Source organism: Candidatus Omnitrophota bacterium, assembly GCA_003598025.1.
Taxonomy (GTDB): domain Bacteria; phylum Omnitrophota; class Gorgyraeia; order Gygaellales; family Profunditerraquicolaceae; genus Profunditerraquicola.
On sequence record QZKH01000002.1, the window covers coordinates 224,822 to 240,766 of the forward strand.

18 protein-coding genes are annotated in these 15,945 nt (G+C 43.0%); 16 read left to right on the top strand and 2 right to left on the bottom strand.

Annotated elements, in window-relative coordinates; genetic code table 11:
• The first annotated feature begins 2 nt into the window (after positions 1–2).
• The 7 genes from C4533_01385 (at position 3) to C4533_01415 (ending at position 4,985) form a co-directional block, all read left to right on the top strand.
• Positions 3–485, top strand: a complete 483-nt coding sequence (locus C4533_01385) for a cytidine deaminase (GenBank protein RJP29668.1) — start codon at positions 3–5, stop codon at positions 483–485.
• 54 nt (positions 486–539) lie between these two features.
• Positions 540–1,028: a transcriptional repressor NrdR gene (gene nrdR, locus C4533_01390; GenBank protein ID RJP29669.1), complete on the top strand. Its 489-nt coding sequence runs from the start codon at positions 540–542 to the stop codon at positions 1,026–1,028.
• Positions 1,028–1,441: a bifunctional nuclease family protein gene (locus C4533_01395; protein ID RJP29670.1), complete on the top strand. Its 414-nt coding sequence runs from the start codon at positions 1,028–1,030 to the stop codon at positions 1,439–1,441. The genes nrdR and C4533_01395 overlap by 1 nt, the downstream gene beginning before the upstream one ends.
• Before the next feature lie 9 nt (positions 1,442–1,450).
• The gene (locus tag C4533_01400; protein ID RJP29671.1) at positions 1,451–2,893 is read left to right on the top strand and encodes an HD domain-containing protein; all 1,443 of its coding nucleotides are present in this window, start codon (positions 1,451–1,453) and stop codon (positions 2,891–2,893) included.
• Between the two features lies 1 nt (position 2,894).
• Positions 2,895–3,605 carry an FAD-dependent oxidoreductase gene (locus tag C4533_01405; protein RJP29672.1) on the top strand — a complete coding sequence of 237 codons (711 nt, stop codon included), beginning with the start codon at positions 2,895–2,897 and terminating at the stop codon, positions 3,603–3,605.
• Between the two features lie 412 nt (positions 3,606–4,017).
• Positions 4,018–4,557 carry an NUDIX domain-containing protein gene (locus C4533_01410; GenBank protein ID RJP29849.1) on the top strand — a complete coding sequence of 180 codons (540 nt, stop codon included), beginning with the start codon at positions 4,018–4,020 and terminating at the stop codon, positions 4,555–4,557.
• A gap of 5 nt (positions 4,558–4,562) precedes the next feature.
• The gene (locus tag C4533_01415) at positions 4,563–4,985 is read left to right on the top strand and encodes a DUF192 domain-containing protein (GenBank protein ID RJP29673.1); all 423 of its coding nucleotides are present in this window, start codon (positions 4,563–4,565) and stop codon (positions 4,983–4,985) included.
• Here C4533_01415 and C4533_01420 read toward each other — a convergent pair.
• Positions 4,982–6,856 (bottom strand): DEAD/DEAH box helicase, encoded by a 1,875-nt coding sequence (locus C4533_01420; GenBank protein RJP29674.1) that lies wholly within the window; start codon positions 6,854–6,856, stop codon positions 4,982–4,984. The genes C4533_01415 and C4533_01420 overlap by 4 nt on opposite strands.
• Positions 6,857–6,951: 95 nt before the next feature.
• Positions 6,952–7,764, bottom strand: coding sequence for a hypothetical protein (locus C4533_01425; GenBank protein RJP29675.1), 813 nt, complete (start codon positions 7,762–7,764; stop codon positions 6,952–6,954).
• A gap of 242 nt (positions 7,765–8,006) precedes the next feature.
• On the opposite strand from C4533_01425, the gene C4533_01430 reads away from it, so the two are divergent.
• Genes C4533_01430 through xerC form a run of 9 tightly spaced genes read left to right on the top strand, consistent with a single transcriptional unit; the run spans position 8,007 to position 15,944 of the window.
• Positions 8,007–8,558, top strand: a complete 552-nt coding sequence (locus tag C4533_01430; GenBank protein RJP29676.1) for a DUF3786 domain-containing protein — start codon at positions 8,007–8,009, stop codon at positions 8,556–8,558.
• A 9-nt stretch (positions 8,559–8,567) separates the two neighbouring features.
• On the top strand, positions 8,568–9,128 hold the full coding sequence (locus C4533_01435; GenBank protein RJP29677.1) for a hypothetical protein: 561 nt from the start codon (positions 8,568–8,570) through the stop codon (positions 9,126–9,128).
• Positions 9,125–10,045 carry a hypothetical protein gene (locus C4533_01440; protein RJP29678.1) on the top strand — a complete coding sequence of 307 codons (921 nt, stop codon included), beginning with the start codon at positions 9,125–9,127 and terminating at the stop codon, positions 10,043–10,045. Before C4533_01435 ends, C4533_01440 begins: the two co-directional genes overlap by 4 nt.
• 47 nt (positions 10,046–10,092) lie before the next feature.
• Positions 10,093–11,133: a chorismate synthase gene (locus C4533_01445; GenBank protein RJP29679.1), complete on the top strand. Its 1,041-nt coding sequence runs from the start codon at positions 10,093–10,095 to the stop codon at positions 11,131–11,133.
• Between the two features lie 57 nt (positions 11,134–11,190).
• Complete coding sequence (locus tag C4533_01450; protein RJP29680.1) at positions 11,191–11,445, top strand: septation protein spoVG; 255 nt, start codon at positions 11,191–11,193, stop codon at positions 11,443–11,445.
• Positions 11,446–11,502: 57 nt separating this feature from the next.
• Positions 11,503–12,012, top strand: a complete 510-nt coding sequence (locus C4533_01455; GenBank protein RJP29681.1) for a shikimate kinase — start codon at positions 11,503–11,505, stop codon at positions 12,010–12,012.
• A complete protein-coding gene (gene dprA, locus C4533_01460) occupies positions 11,991–13,085 on the top strand; it encodes a DNA-protecting protein DprA (GenBank protein RJP29682.1) in 1,095 nt (364 codons plus the stop codon). Before C4533_01455 ends, dprA begins: the two co-directional genes overlap by 22 nt.
• 3 nt (positions 13,086–13,088) lie before the next feature.
• Positions 13,089–15,077 carry a type I DNA topoisomerase gene (gene topA, locus C4533_01465; GenBank protein RJP29683.1) on the top strand — a complete coding sequence of 663 codons (1,989 nt, stop codon included), beginning with the start codon at positions 13,089–13,091 and terminating at the stop codon, positions 15,075–15,077.
• A gap of 6 nt (positions 15,078–15,083) precedes the next feature.
• A complete protein-coding gene (gene xerC / locus C4533_01470; protein ID RJP29684.1) occupies positions 15,084–15,944 on the top strand; it encodes a tyrosine recombinase XerC in 861 nt (286 codons plus the stop codon).
• The last annotated feature ends 1 nt before the right edge of the window (position 15,945 follow it).

Below are 15,945 nucleotides of genomic sequence, written 5' to 3' on the forward strand. Positions count from 1 at the left end.
TTATGAAGAAAACAAAAAGACTTATCCATTACAGGCCGACATGGGACGAATATTTTATGGAAGTCGCAAGCCTTGTCTCCAAGAGGGCGACTTGTTTAAGGAGGCGGGTTGGGGCAGTCCTGGTAAAAGGCAAGAGGATACTGGCTACCGGTTATAACGGCGCTCCTTCAGGCCTGAGTCATTGTCTGGATGTGGGTTGCTTGAGAGAAAAACTCGGCATACCCTCGGGCCAGCGCCATGAACTATGCCGCGGCCTGCATGCCGAACAGAACGTATTGGTCCAGGCAGCACTATATGGGATTAGCACTCAAAACAGCACCCTTTATGTGACCAATCAGCCTTGTATTATCTGCGCTAAAATGCTGATTAATGCCGGCATCAAAGAAATAGTTATCAGTGATGGTTATCCTGATGAGATGGCACAGGACTTCTTAAAGAAGGCCAAGGTGAAGGTAAGGAAGGTAAAGCCGGTTCATAGTTCATAGTTGATGGGAAAAACTGTGTCTATGAACCATGAACCATAAACTATGAACTAATTTATGCGTTGTCCAAATTGCGGTTTTAAGGAAGATAAGGTTGTAGATTCACGGGCGACTTTAGAAGAATCTTCGATAAGGCGCAGGAGGGAATGCCTAAAATGCGGCAAGCGCTTTACAACTTATGAATACGTAGAAGAAGTCTCCCTGATGGTGATAAAAAAGGATGACAGGCGCGAGCCGTTTGACAGAAAAAAAATACTCAATGGTGTCTTGAAGGCCTGCGAAAAAAGGCCGATCAGTATCGAGAAGATGGAAGATATAGTTACCGAGGTGGAGCGCTCGATACAGAAAAAATTTGACCGCGAGGTCCCTTCAGCCAGAATTGGAGAATTTGTAATTGAAAGGCTCAAAAAACTGGATGATGTAGCTTATGTAAGATTTGCTTCCGTATACAGGCAGTTTAAGGACGTGGGGCAATTCATGCAGGAGTTACAGGATATGCTGGGGACAGGCAAGAATAAAAAGAAATTATCGCAAAGGAAACGTTAATGGTTGAGATGGAACTGAACAAGATTGTAATTGATGAAAAGCGGCATGACCAGCTTATTGTCCTGAAAGAGAAAGCAGGCACCAGAGTCCTGCCCATAGTTATAGGGCTTAATGAAGCCTCTGCCATAAAACTTAAGATAAGCGGTTTTAATCCTCCCAGGCCGTTAACTCATGACCTGCTGCATTCTACTATCCAGAACCTTCATGCAACCATCGAGAGGATAATAATAGATAAGCTGGAAGAAAACACTTTCCACGCTAAATTAGTCATTAAGGCTGAGTCCGGAGAGACTAAGACTATCGATTGCCGCCCGTCAGACAGTATCGCCCTTGCTGTAAGAGCCCATGCTCCGATTTTCGTCGAAGACGAAATAATCAATAAATCGGAGATCTTTAACAAAGACAATCAGTAATACAAACCGATGCCGAACCCATTTTTACATAAAGAAGATGCCTTACTATTCAGGAAGGTACTCCGGGAATCGCAAAAGCGTAAAATTGATGTTTTCCTGGTAGGAGGCTATATCAGGGACCTGTTCCTTAAACGTAAAAAAGCGAACCCGGATATAGATTTTTGTCTTAAAAACGGTTCTATAAATTTTGCCAGCGGATTGGCAAAGGATATGAAAGCAGCTTTAGTCATCCTGGACAAAGAACATGGTATATGCAGGATCGTAAAGAAACTGGCTAAGAGGGTATATACTTTAGATTTTTCTGATTTTCGCGCAGGCTCAATAGAAGAAGACCTCCTTCAGCGCGACCTTACTATAAACAGTATCGCACTAAACCTGAAGGATCTGTTTTCTTCCGGTTCTTTAGCCGATATGTTGATAGACCCAAGCGGTGGGTTGGGTGATTTAAGAAAGAAAAAGATCCGCGTCTTAGACCCCGCCTCTCTTGACGACGACCCCTTAAGGATATTAAGGGTATTCAGTTTTGCATGCATCCTCGGTTTTAACATAGAGAAAGATACTATCAGCATGGTCAGGCTCAAGAAAGCAAAGCTTAACTTTTCTTCCCCTGAGCGCATAAGAGATGAGTTATTTAAAATACTGGAAAGTAATAATACGTTTGCATTTTTCACTGAATTGGATAAATTAAGGATTCTTTCTAAGGTTTTCCCTGAAATTGAGTTGATGCGTGGGGTAAGCCAGGGTCCTTACCATCATTTGGATGTGTTAAAACACAGTTTTGAGACTCTGCGCCAGTTTGAAGCGCTGGCCGGTAAGATTACCAGCAGGCAGGTAAAAGAATATTTATTTCAGAATTTTAGTTCACAGAGGTCAAGATACGCCTTATTGAAACTCGCATCATTTCTCCATGACCTGGGCAAGCCTGAGGCAAAACGCAGGAAAGGCAATAGAATAAAGTTTTACGGCCATGAGCGTATCGGCAGGGATATGGCTGAAGCAATAGCCAGAAGAATAAGGCTTTCTAATGAGGAAACGGACATTTTAAAACGCATAATATTCTGGCATTTAAGGCCTGGATACCTGGCTGACCAGCAGGTTGTCACTGCGCGTGCGATTTTCCGTTATTTTAGGGATACCCAGAACGAAGCAGCATCGGTATTATTGTTATCCATGGCTGACCAGAGGTCTACCCGTGGCAGGCTTACTTCGGAAGAGTCGCGCAGGAGGCACGAAGAAGTATGCCGCAAGCTGTTGAGAGAATTTTTTAACAGGCAAAAGCAGGAAAAGCCGGTAAGAATCTTAAACGGCGATGACCTGATAAGCGTTTTTAAGCTTGAGCCCTCTCCGCTTTTTGCAGATATCTTATCTCATATTGAAGAGCTCCAGGCAATCGGCAAAATAAAAACCAGGCAGCAGGCAATTGATGAGGTAAAAAAATTTTTGAGGAGATAATATGGTATTGCTAAAGGGCAGGCTTATACAGCGTATCCAAAGGACCCCGTCAGTAGTATCCTTCAGGGTAAAGCCGGATACAGGCATAGAGTTTATCCCGGGCCAGTTTTTACGGGTTGTCTTTGACGAGTCAAACATTGAGAATAAAGATATGAATAAATATTTGTCTTTTTCTTCATCCCCATTAAGGCCGTATATTGAATTCACAAAAAGGATAACAGATAGTGCTTTCTCAAAAAAACTTTTTGGCCTTAAGATTAACGATCAGATAAATTTTAGCGGCCCTTTCGGCCAGTGTGTCCTTAAGGAGGATTACAAAAAAATTGCTTTTTTAACCGGCGGGATAGGCATAACTCCGGTAGTATCTATGATCGATTATATATGCGAGAAGAAGATGAGTATTGATACGGTGCTTTTTTATTCTAACCGTACCGAGGATGAGATCGCTTTTAAGCCGGAGCTTGATTCTTTCCAGAATAAAAATCATAATATCAAGATATTTTACACTATAACCGATTGCTTCCCGAAAGATAATAAATGCTTATACGGCTTTATCAATAAAAATATGATCTATCAGAAGCTTACGGATTTCAGGGAAAGGAAGATATTTGTTTTTGGCCCGGGCGGCATGGTCACGGCGATGAAAAACCTTTGCCTGGAGATGGGTTGCGACAGCCGGAATTTAAAGACCGAAACTTTCATAGGTTATTAAAGGAAACAGCATGATATTAATCAAGAATACGAAGGTTGAAGTTGTAAAGGCGGACATTACCCGGTTAAAAGTAGATGCAATAGTAAACGCAGCAAATAATAAGCTGGTCATGGGAGGCGGAGTTGCTGCAGCTATAAAGAGGAGAGGCGGCGTAGATATTGAAAAAGAGGCAGTAAGCCTCGGTCCTATCGAAATAGGCCAGGCTATAGCTACTTCCGCAGGAGCTCTTGACGCTAAGTATGTTATTCACGCTGCTACTATGGGTCTGGATTTTAAAACAAACGAACAGATAATCCGTTCCTCTTGCAGGAATTCCCTTAAACTTGCAGCTGAAATGAAAATTGAATCAATCGCTTTTCCCGCATTAGGCTGCGGGGTGGGGGGCTTTCCGCTGTTAGCTTGCGCCAAGATAATGGCCCAGGAAGCGCTTAAGCATATCAGGCAGGAGAATACCTCGCTGCGCCAGATAATTTTCTGCGCTTATAATGATGAGGACTATTCAGTATTTAATAAAGGCGTATCCGGCTACCTTGATTATGTTGTTAATAATTTAGGGCAGGGGCCATATATAACTGTTGACGCGATAATAGAAATAGATGATTCTATCGTAATTATCCAGAGGAGCAACCCGCCGTTCGGCTGGGCGCTTCCCGGAGGTTTCGTTGATTATGGAGAGAGCCTTGAAGACGCGGTTATCAGGGAAGCAAAAGAAGAGACGAATATGGAGATTACCCAGCTGAAACAATTCAGGACTTATTCAGACCCTGACAGAGATCCGCGTTTTCATACCATAGGGACTGTTTTTATCGCTAAGGCTAAAGGAAACCCGCGCGCCGGTGATGATGCAAAGGGGCTCAAAGTCATTCCTTTAAAAGATATAAAAAAGTTTGATTTTGCTTTTGACCACGGCAGGATAATCGAGGATTATATAAAAGCAAGGAGAGCAAAATAAGAAGCTTGTTTTTCAGCGGCATAATTTTCTTTTCAGCCTGTATGATTTCAAGTCTTGGCTGTGCTAAAAACACGCACAAGAAAGTCTGTATAAAGAATGCCTGTATATCGGCTGAAATTGCGGATACAGAAGGCAAAAGAACCAGGGGTTTAATGTTCCGGAAGGGTTTAGGCGGGGATGCAGGCATGCTCTTTGTTTATGAAAAAAATGTGCGTCCGTCATTTTGGATGAAAAACATGCGTTTTCCGTTAGATATAATCTGGATAGATAAGGACCATAGGATAGTTGATGTTGTTTCTGATGTTCAGCCCTGCACCGATGATTGCGCATTACTGGTTTCGGATAGAGAGGTGCAATTCATACTTGAGGTAGAGTCGGGATTTGTAAGAAGGCATAATATAAAGCTGGGAGAACTTGTTGAGTTTTAACCTTCCCGCAGTTGTTTTTCCGCATCCACAATATCACGGTTGATCACGCGTATTGTTTCATGGATTTTTTCTTTTAAGACATGTGAAATAGGGCAGGTGGCTATTTCTCTCAACACCTGTACGCTCATCCTGAAATAGCGTATAACTTCTCCTTCGTCGGTATCGGTCATCTGGAGGGTTTTGTTAAAGTTAGTTCCTCTTAACCAGGCTTCCATGCAGGCGCTTAAGTGAAAGAATGGCTGTTTGCTTACGGGATAGATTCTATAACGGCGTTCTTTTTCTTTTATCTTCTCAAAGATATCTTCGCATATATGCCTTATCCTTTTAGTGTTTTTTGATAAAGTAAGGATATGCTGGTTTTTCCTCGGCTCAAATACAACTCCCGCGGCAATGATCCCTAAGCCAAATTCATCCAGTTGCTCAAGGACCTGCTCCTCAAATAATTCAGAAAGCACCAATTCATACCCGTATACAGACTTAGCAAATTTCCCTTTTTCCGTGAGATGGCCGTCGTAGATATAGCCCATATCCTTAAGCAATTTTATCTTTGCGTCTATCAGCCTTAACGCCTCTCTTTGGTCATGGCTTTTGGATTGAAAATAATGGAATGAAAGCGGGTATACCCTGTGGACTTCGTCTTTATATCTTTCGTAAAGGTTTAATATGGTAGCGTAGGAATTATTCAGCTGGCTCCTTACTTCTTCAGGCCTGCCGTAAATGATGCGCTTCGTATCTTCGGGTGATATCCTGTTAGGATTTACGCGGCAGTAGACAAAACCCTCTTTATCTATTCCTCTTCTTCCTGCGCGGCCCGCCATCTGGTAAAAATCCCTGGTTTTTAAGTTCCTGAAGAACCTGCCGTAGTATTTGCGCAGGTCGTCGAACATAACGCTGCGGCTGGGCATATTTATCCCCAGGGCAAAGGTCTCGGTGGTAAATATTATTTTTAAAAGCCTGCTGGTAAAAAGCCTTTCAATCACTTCTTTTAAGGTTGGCAGCATGCCAGCATGATGGTAGGCGATACCTTTTTGTACAAGGGTAAATATTGCCTGGGCGGATTTTTCGTGTGTCAGGCTGAATTTTTCACAGAGCAAATTAAAAAGAGCAATGATTTTTTCTTTCTCCTGCGAGCTCAGGAAATTGTACCCTGATAATTCAAAGGCAAGCTCTTCGGCCCTGCGCCTGCCGAATACAAAATAAATTCCGGGCAGGCCGTCTTTTTGCTTTACGTAATTTATCAAAGCATTAAATTTGTTTGGGCGCGGATTCTTCGTCCTCCTGATCTTATTGATGTTGTCCAGTATCTCATTATTCGATTGGAAGAAAAAATGCAGGGGGACGGGGCGTTTTTCCTCAATGACCATCTTGGTCGGTTTTTTGCGTATTGTTTCTATCCATTGGGCAAAGAATTTTATATTTGGTATAGTGGCTGATAGGCCCAGGAGATTTAAATGTTCGGGCATAAAAATCAACGATTCTTCCCAGACTGTGCCGCGTTCAGGGTTATCAATGTAGTGTATCTCATCAAAGATCACCCAGGAATATTTTTTCAGGCTTAGCGGCTCCTCAAGTATCTTATTGCGCAGGATCTCCGTGGTCATTATAAGCACAGGGGCATCCGGGTTAATGGATACATCGCCGGTAAGTATCCCTATTTTTTCTGAAAAGTTATCGTAGAAATCGCGGAATTTCTGGTTAGAGAGCGCTTTTATCGGTGCGGTATAAATTACGCCGGTATTTAATTTTATGGACTCGCTTATTACATGCTCTGCTATTGCTGTTTTGCCTGCGCCTGTTGGAGCCGAGACTATTACAGAATAGCCCTGATTTATGTAATTTATAGCTTCTTCTTGAAACCGGTCATATATCATAGTATTAGTTCATGGTTCATAGTTCATAGATTAGTTCACAGTGCACAGTTCGCAGAGCACAGATTAGTTCATGGTTCACGGTTCATGGAGTACAGTTATTGAATTTGTTTTATAAATTTAATAAATCTTCTTGTATAGAGCGTGTAAAAGAATGAAGTGTCATTAACATATTGACCCTCGGAGATACGGCTTGAAGACTTATTCCAATATAGAACATTTGAAAACAAGCCTATATTTCTAAGTTCCCTTACCGCTGAATCAGTTAATTCAGGGGAGTATTGGAATTTCTGATGTGTTTCTGTTACGACATCTCTTATTATAATCTGCGGTAATGAAATTGTACTCTCTAATTGTTTATCATACTTTTCATAAATAGCATATAGTACATTTAATGCCACCTTGCTTAAATGCCTAATTAAATCAATAAATCGTAATTTTTCATCTTCTGAAACATTCCTATCGGAAGCATTAAATAGGGCATTAACAAATATTTCTTGCTTGTCCATATATTCTGCGTTTAATGCTGTCTCCATTATTTTAATACAAAACAACTGTCCTTCTTGTGTATTAAAATATTCCTGCAGTTTATTTTTGAATTCGTCATTAAGGTTATTAATTCTATTTTCAAGATGCCCCAACATTTGAATTCGAGTTTGTTCTTTTATGGAATCTTGACATTTTTCTAATCCTTCTACCAAATCCCCCCATAGCGGGACCCTTTTTGCGAAGCTTTTTACAGCTCCCCAAAGTCCTGATTTTACGGCTAAGAGCCGGTTTGTTCTAATGTTTTCTTTATTCATCAGTTCGTTTACAAAGTTATTTGTAGAGACTATGGCGTGAAGGAACAATAAATTTGGACCCCCCACCATTCTTTCTTTAGTTACTTTTAACCATGAACTATGAACCATCAACTATGAACTAACCTATCCCACAGCTATAATCCCGGGATAAGTTCGGTCCTATAACTTACGTTCTACGCCTACGGCGTATCCGTAAGTTATGACCTCACAAATCCCACAGCTATAATCCCGGGATAAGTTCGCGCATACAATTTACGTTCGCCGCCTTTGGCGCCTCCGTAAATTGTGCGCTCACTTATTATATTCTAAAAACATTGATTTATCTATTATTAAATAGTAGAATAAGGGGCATGAGTTATGAGGTGGCGCTGAATAAGGCATGGCTAGATATTGCTAACCTTAATGTTACCAAGAATTTATCGGTAAAATTTCTTGGTGATGAGTATTCGGTTGATACAGAAAACAGGGTAATCCTGTCTTTGGCTTGTAACGTAAAAACGAAAGACTATAGGACAATACTTATCCTGCATTATTTGAAGAAAAAAATATCAGGTTTGCCTTTATTAAGCGGTAACTGGAAGAATTTCAGAGAGATAGCCTTGATCGAAGGCTATCACGATACATTCAGGAACAGGGTGCTTAAGCCGTTAATAAGGAAATACGGCAGGAACCCGGAAGGAATTTCTGATTCGATTAAGCGCTTCAAAGCCAGAATGGTTAATAAGGCAGATGTGGCTTTTGAGGTTGAGGTTTTTGAGGGTGTTCCTGTCTTGATAGAGTTATGGCGCCAGGACGAAGAGTTTGAGGCAGAGGCAAATCTCCTTTTTGACGCGAGTATTACCGATATTTTCTGCATAGAAGACATTGTGGTATTGGCTGAGACAGTAGCAGCAGCACTTTAGCGGGTGAAAATGCGTATCTATAAAATAACTTTAATAGTTCTGACGTTGGTTGCCGGAGCTATTTGTGTTTTTCTAGAGAGCAGTATTTCTTATGCCGAAGAAGCAAAGATTTCTTTTCCCGTCGGCAAAGGTTATGATTATAACAACATACTCGTAAAAAGAGTTATTGACGGAGATACCTTGCTGCTTGAGGACGGCCAAAGGGTACGTATGATAGGCATTGATACTCCGGAAATACACGAATCAAGAAAACTTTATCGTGACAGCAAGAAAAATAGCCAGGATGTAGAAGCAATAAAAAACATGGGAAGAAAGTCGTACGAATTTACAAAGAAACTTATTGAAGGCAAAATGGCCAGGCTTGAGTTTGATGTTGAGAGAAAAGACAGGTACGGCCGGCTGCTTGCTTATGTTTACCTGCATGATGGCACATTTGTAAATGCCGAGATAGTCAGGCAGGGCTACGCCTCTTTATTAACAATACCGCCTAATGTAAAATTTGCTGATATGTTCCTGCAGCTGTATCGTCAAGCCCGCGAAAAGCAAGTAGGCCTCTGGAGGGAAGAATGAGCCCGATAAGAGTAATAAGCAAAAAAATGGGTGAGCTTTTAATTGAAAGGGGCATCATCAGCCAGGAAAACCTGCAGGTAGCGCTTAGGGTGCAAAAGGAAAAAGGCGGCTACATAAGCCAGCACCTGATCGGACTTGGATATGTAACTGAATTTGACGTCGCAAATTGCCTGGCAAGCCAATACGGTTTTGCCTATCTGCCTCTTGAAAATTACAGCATCCCGGATAAGGTCTTAAATATACTGCCTCTTAAGATCATACGCATATATTGCCTTATGCCGATAGACAAAATCGGCAATGCCCTCACTGTGACGATGGCTGATCCTTTGAATGACGGGGTTATAGAGATGCTTAAACATATTACCAACTGTGAAATAAAAGTATTTATAAGCACATACAGCGAGCTATATAAGGCTATAGATAAATATTACGGCAAAAATATGAATGAATCCGAAGAGGCAAGCATGGAGAGAAAAGACCTTCTCCGCGAGAATATCGTTCATTCTTTTATACAGACAAAAAGCTATGCCGGGGTGGAAAGGCGCAGGGATATAAGGATAGATGTAGATGGATTAAGCCTGTTGTATTTTCTTGAGGGCAAAGAATACAAAGCCGTGGTGCGCAATATTAGTTATTATGGGGTATATTTTACATGCGATTCATTTCTGCCCATAGATACGAATCTTTATACCAATATTGTTTGTAAGATACAAATGCAGGATGAAGTGCTTCATTCTGTCGTCCAGGTTGTCAGGGTGGAGAGGAAGAAAGGCGATGATAACCCCGATAACGTTTCGCCTTCCTGGCACTACGGTATCGCGGGTTTTTATAATTTTATGACCAAGGATGACAGGCATAAGCTCGCTGTGTTTTTAAGCGAGCTTCTGAAAAAACGCGATGCCGGAAGCAAAGATTAATCAAAGACCCGCCGCAGGTTATTGGCGGCCTGATAGAGGAGGATAAAATGCTCAGATATTTAACTGCCGGAGAATCTCATGGCAAGGCAATAACCGCTGTTCTGGAAGGGATGCCCGCAGGCTTAAAGATAAATACTGCTTTTTTAAACTCGGAACTGAAAAGGCGCCAGTCCGGTTTTGGCAGAGGAAAACGCATGAAGATAGAATGCGACCGTGCGGATATCCTCTCCGGGATAAAGAATAACGTTACACTTGGCAGCCCGATAACCCTGGCAATAAAGAACAGGGATGACAGTATCGAGCGCCTGCATAAAGTGCTTGCGCCGCGTCCGGGGCATGCCGACTTAGCCGGTTTCCTTAAATACGGCTTTAGCGATATACGCCAGGTGCTTGAGCGCGCTTCAGCAAGGAGCACGGTTTCGGTCGTTGCAATCGGCGCGATCTCTAAATTGCTGCTAAATGAATTCCGTATAAAGATTTCAAGCCGGGTACTTTCTGTGGCCGGCTCAACTTCCGCAGCAAAAATAAAAGGGAAAATCATCGAGGCCATGAAAGAGAAGGATACTGTCGGAGGTATTTTTGAAGTCAGGGCAGAGTCGGTGCCTGTGGGTTTAGGCAGCTATGCCCATGCTGACAGAAGGCTTGATAGCCGCCTGGCAAAAGAAGTCATGGCTATACCGGGCATAAAAGGAGTTGAGATAGGTTTAGGGTTTGGCTATGCGCAGAAAAAAGGCTCAGAAGTCCATGACGCAATTTACTTCAGCAGGCAAAAAGGTTACGTGAGGAAGACCAATAATGCCGGCGGCATTGAAGGCGGGATATCTAATGGCGAGGACATAATTATGCGCGCCTGCATGAAACCCATATCTACATTAATGCGGCCGCTTGATTCCGTTAACATTATGACTAGCAAGGCATCCAAAGCCAGCGTCGAACGGACTGATACCTGTGTTGTTCAGGCTGCGGGCGTAGTGGCTGAATCAGCGTGCGCTTTTGTCCTGGCGGATGCTTTATTAGAGAAGTTTGGCAATGATAACCTTGGCGACATCAAACTGGCCTTTAAGAATTATTTGAAAAGAATATCTTAAACAAGGTTAGAAAGTATCACCTTCCTTCGTCTATTAATATTGAAGGGGGTGATACCTATGGATACGAAAGACCTTAAAGTTGAAAAGATCAGGAAGGTGCAGGGCCAGAGCAAACTTCGGGCTTTTGTGGATGTTTGCTTTGGAGAAATAACAATCAAAGGCCTGCGGGTGGTTGAAGGGGCAAACGGTTTTTTTGTCAGTATGCCGAAATACCAGGGTAAGGATGGCCGCTGGTACAGCAATATATGCCCTAAGACAAAAGAGGCGCAAAAACAAATTAATGACCTGATATTGCAGGCATATTTGGAATAAGTAAAATGGCTAAGGTTATGCTTGCGTAATAACCCTAGCCGGTTTTATATAAAAATTATGAAAAACCTATATTTAGTCGGTTTTATGGGCACGGGTAAATCAAGCGTGGGCAAGCTGATCGCTAAAAAGAGAAAATGCAGGTTTGCAGACCTGGATGAATTAATAGAATTAAAAGAAAAGAAAAGTATCCCTGATATCTTCGCTAAATACGGCGAGGCGCATTTTAGAAGGTTAGAGAAAAAGGCGCTTAAGGAAATATCGCGTGAAAGTAATTTCGTGGTTGCCTGCGGAGGCGGGATAGTATTAGATAAAGAGAATATCCAGATAATGAACGAATCCGGGTTGGTCGTCTGCCTTAAAGCAAGCCCTGAAGTCATCCTGAAGCGTACAGCCGCCTCAGTTAACCGGCCATTGCTGAATGTAGAAGAACGTAAGGAGAAGATCAATATGCTTCTGAAGATACGCGCCCCTTTTTACGCGCAGATAGCCAGGCAGGTAGATACATCAACCCTGTCTATCGAAGAGGTGGCTGATAAGGTGGCCGGATGGATGAAAGAGAAGCCTTAATTGCGCTGAATTTCGTTAGCGGTATCGGCGGTGTTAAATTAAAGAGGCTGCTGGATTATTTTTTCAAGCCTCAGGATATATTCCGGGCATCATCCGGAGAGCTGAGCCAGGTATCAGGGATAAACCCTGAGATTTGCAGGAAAATAAAGGATTTAAACCCGTATAACCTGGATAAAGAATTGGCAACGGCCGCAAGGCTCGGCCTTAAGATAATCACTTTGGCAGATGCAGATTACCCAAAAGCTCTGCTGAACATAGACTCATGCCCGATCGTGCTTTATTGCAAGGGCGCCCTGAAAGAAGAAGATGCATCTGGTATCGCCGTTGTGGGGAGCCGTAAGGCAAGCTTGTACGGCTTATCATGTTCGGAGAAGTTCGCGTTTGATCTTGCCTGTTGCGGGTTGACTATAATCTCCGGTATGGCATCAGGTATAGATACTACAGCGCATAAGGCGGCGTTAAAAGCAGGCGGCCGTACCGTTGCAGTCATGGGCAGCGGGTTTAACCAGATCTATCCCAAAGAAAATAAAGAACTGGTTGATAAGATATCTGCAAGCGGCTCTGTTATTTCAGAATTCCCGATAGATACGCTGCCGCTGAAATATAATTTTCCCAGGAGAAACCGCATAATCAGCGGATTATCCCGGGGCGTATTAGTGGTAGAGGCTTCTTTGAAAAGCGGTGCGCTGATAACCGCTGATTTTGCGCTGGAGCAGGGCAAGGATGTATTTGTTATTCCGGGCAAGATAGATTCGTTTAATTCTTGCGGAAGCAATGGCCTGATAAAGCAGGGCGCAAAGCTGGTTTCAGATATAAATGATATATTACAGGAGTTTGGCCTGGAATTTTCTTGCGGCAATATTGATAGTTCTGACCCGGCGAAAAACCGCATGGATAAAGAAGAAAATGTTCTATATGATGCTATAGATGAAAAAGGCATATTTATAGACGATTTGGTATCAAAGACAGATTTTAAAATAAACAAAGTGTTCGGTTTGCTTTTTAAACTGCAGCTTAAAAAGCTTATAAAACAACTTCCGGGCAGGATATTTGCCAGGAGCAACCAAGAGTAGACTATGAGTAAGAAAGACCTGATAATAGTTGAATCCCCCACTAAGGCCAAGACAATAGGCAAGATCCTTGGCGATAAATTTACAGTTGTATCCTCGATGGGGCATGTAATTGACCTCCCGCAGAAGAAGCTTGGGGTCGATATTGAGAATGGTTTCCTTCCGGAATACACGGTTTTAAGCGGAAGAAACAAGGTTTTAACCAGCCTGAAGAAGGACGCTAAGGAAAAATCCAATATTTATGTTGCGACTGACCCTGACCGCGAAGGGGAGGCTATCGGTTGGCACCTTAAGGAAAGGGTATTTAAGAACAAGAAGGTTTTCCGCCTGGTGTTCCATGAGATAACTCCGTCTGCGATAAAAGAGGCATTTAGTAAATCGCGGGATTTTGACATGAATATGATCGAAGCCCAGGCAAGCAGGAGGATATTGGACCGCCTGGTCGGTTATTTCCTGAGCCCGTTATTGTGGAAAAAAATAGTCAGGGGCTTAAGCGCAGGCCGGGTGCAATCTGTGGCTTTAAGGATATTGATCGAGCGTGAACGCCAGATTAATAATTTCGTTCCCAAAGAATATTGGGAGATAGAGGCGGAGCTAGAAAAAGCCGACGGTCAACGGTCCACAGACCACGGTATATTTACGGCTAAACTGGATAAAATCGATGACAGGAAGGCGGAGATAGCAAATAAGAAGCAGGCAGACGATATTGTCGCCTACCTCTCCGGAAGGGATTTTATCGTCAGCGATATAAAGAAGACCGAGAAGAAAAAGAACCCCCTTGCCCCTTTTATCACCAGCACACTTCAGCAGGAGGCCTTCAATAAATTCAGGTTCAATGCTACGCGCACCATGATGCTGGCCCAGCAGCTTTATGAAGGTATAGATATAGGCAGGGATTCACCCGTTGGCCTTATCACATACATGCGTACTGATTCTCCGCGTGTTGCTCCCGAAGCGATCAGGGAAGTCAGGGGAATGATCCAAAAGAAGTTCGGCGCCGAATACCTTCCCAAAGAACCTAATGCCTACAAAGTAAAGAAACTCGCCCAGGAGGCGCATGAAGCAATAAGGCCGACTATGATAGATAGCGCGCCGGATGCATTCAAGGATTTCCTGACCCCCGACCAATACAAGCTATACGAGCTTATCTATAACCGTTTTGTATCCAGCCAGATGACTCCGGCAAAATACCTGACGACTACGGCAGCCATTGAATGCGAAAAGTATTTGTTCAGTGCTTCAGGAAGCGTATTGACATTTGACGGTTTCCTTAAATTATATGCCAATAACGAAGAGGAAGAAGATAACAGCGAAAGCCAGAAGAATAAAATACCGGAATTAAAAAATGGCGAGGTGCTAAAACCGCAGAAATTAATCCCTTCCCAGCATTTTACTAAGCCCCCGGCAAGGTTTTCTGACAGTTCCTTGGTAAAGGCGCTTGAAGAAGACGGGATAGGCCGCCCCTCTACTTATGCCCCGATTATCCAGACCCTGATACTCAGGGATTATGTGCGCAGGATTAAAGGCTATTTCCACCCTACGGAACTCGGGACAAAAGTAGTTGAACTCTTGATCGAGTATTTTCCCAAGGTCATGGACCTTAAATTTACCGCGCTCATGGAAGAAGAGCTGGATGAGATTGAAGAGGGAAAATTAAAGAGAGCTGATGTCTTAAATCAATTTTATTCCAGCTTTAAGGCAAATTTAGATTTTGCACAAAAGAACATAAAGAAAGAAGTCATAGAGACGGACCAGGTATGCGAGTCTTGCGGGAAACCCATGATAGTAAAATGGGGCAGACGGGGCAAATTTTTAAGCTGTTCCGATTTTCCCAAGTGCAAGAGTTCAAAATCGATAACCAGCGGAGTCAAATGCCCTGAAGCTGGATGCGGCGGCGAGCTTATTGAGCGCCGTTCCAGGCGCGGATTTTTTTACGGCTGTTCCAATTTTCCTAAATGCAGGTTTACCTCGAGGACTTTACCCGAGGAAAAATAACCGAGAATGCAAAGGTATATCGAGAAATTCATCAGGTATCTGGAGATCGAAAAGAACTATTCTGCGCATACGCTCTTGAATTATAAGCTCGACCTGGAGCATTTCTTCAGTTTCCTGGGGTCATCTCCGGTTGAAGGCGTGGATTATATAACTCTGAGGAAATACCTTGCAACACTCAAAGATGCAAGCCTCGGCAACAGGTCCATAGGCAGGCATTTATCTACCCTGAGGACTTTCTTTAAATTTCTTACCCGCGACGGATTCATAAAAACTAACCCGATGCTCAGTCTTTCCAGCCCTAAAATAGAAAAGCACCTTCCCCAGTTCCTTACCGAAGAGGAGGCCAGCCGGCTTATAGAGGCGACTGTCGCAAAGGATGAATCAGGCTTAAGGGACAGGGCCATACTTGAGACTTTCTATAGCACAGGCATAAGGATCAGCGAGCTTGTTTCGCTTGATACCGATGATATTGATTTTATAAGCGGAGTGGTAAAAGTCGAAGGTAAAGGCAAAAAAGAGAGGATCGTGCCTATTGGTGATAAGGCGTTGTCTGCGATAAGGCAGTATATAGATAAAAGAAAAAAAGAATTTGATGCCGTATTCTTGAATAAAAACGGCAAGCGTATCAGTACGCGGGGAGTAAGGAGTATAGTTGCAAAATACATCAAGGCATCGGGTTTAAAACACGGGGTCTCGCCGCATACTATCCGGCATTCTTTCGCCACGCACCTTTTAAACCGCGGGGCAGATTTAAGAAGCGTGCAGGAACTCCTGGGGCATGTAAACCTTGCCACAACCCAAATCTATACCCATCTTACTACCGACAGGCTGAAAAATATTTATGACAAGGCGCATCCGCGGGCTTAAC

Bases quoted from the DNA above. Each gene is read 5' to 3' on its own strand.
- C4533_01385 (RJP29668.1), top strand. From the start codon at position 3: ATGAAGAAAACAAAAAGACTTATCCATTACAGGCCGACATGGGACGAA.
- nrdR (RJP29669.1), top strand. From the start codon at position 540: ATGCGTTGTCCAAATTGCGGTTTTAAGGAAGATAAGGTTGTAGATTCA.
- C4533_01395 (RJP29670.1), top strand. From the start codon at position 1,028: ATGGTTGAGATGGAACTGAACAAGATTGTAATTGATGAAAAGCGGCAT.
- C4533_01400 (RJP29671.1), top strand. From the start codon at position 1,451: ATGCCGAACCCATTTTTACATAAAGAAGATGCCTTACTATTCAGGAAG.
- C4533_01405 (RJP29672.1), top strand. From the start codon at position 2,895: ATGGTATTGCTAAAGGGCAGGCTTATACAGCGTATCCAAAGGACCCCG.
- C4533_01410 (RJP29849.1), top strand. From the start codon at position 4,018: ATGGCCCAGGAAGCGCTTAAGCATATCAGGCAGGAGAATACCTCGCTG.
- C4533_01420 (RJP29674.1), bottom strand. From the start codon at position 6,856: ATGATATATGACCGGTTTCAAGAAGAAGCTATAAATTACATAAATCAG.
- C4533_01425 (RJP29675.1), bottom strand. From the start codon at position 7,764: ATGGTTCATAGTTCATGGTTAAAAGTAACTAAAGAAAGAATGGTGGGG.
- C4533_01430 (RJP29676.1), top strand. From the start codon at position 8,007: ATGAGTTATGAGGTGGCGCTGAATAAGGCATGGCTAGATATTGCTAAC.
- C4533_01435 (RJP29677.1), top strand. From the start codon at position 8,568: ATGCGTATCTATAAAATAACTTTAATAGTTCTGACGTTGGTTGCCGGA.
- C4533_01440 (RJP29678.1), top strand. From the start codon at position 9,125: ATGAGCCCGATAAGAGTAATAAGCAAAAAAATGGGTGAGCTTTTAATT.
- C4533_01445 (RJP29679.1), top strand. From the start codon at position 10,093: ATGCTCAGATATTTAACTGCCGGAGAATCTCATGGCAAGGCAATAACC.
- C4533_01450 (RJP29680.1), top strand. From the start codon at position 11,191: ATGGATACGAAAGACCTTAAAGTTGAAAAGATCAGGAAGGTGCAGGGC.
- C4533_01455 (RJP29681.1), top strand. From the start codon at position 11,503: ATGAAAAACCTATATTTAGTCGGTTTTATGGGCACGGGTAAATCAAGC.
- dprA (RJP29682.1), top strand. From the start codon at position 11,991: ATGGATGAAAGAGAAGCCTTAATTGCGCTGAATTTCGTTAGCGGTATC.
- topA (RJP29683.1), top strand. From the start codon at position 13,089: ATGAGTAAGAAAGACCTGATAATAGTTGAATCCCCCACTAAGGCCAAG.
- xerC (RJP29684.1), top strand. From the start codon at position 15,084: ATGCAAAGGTATATCGAGAAATTCATCAGGTATCTGGAGATCGAAAAG.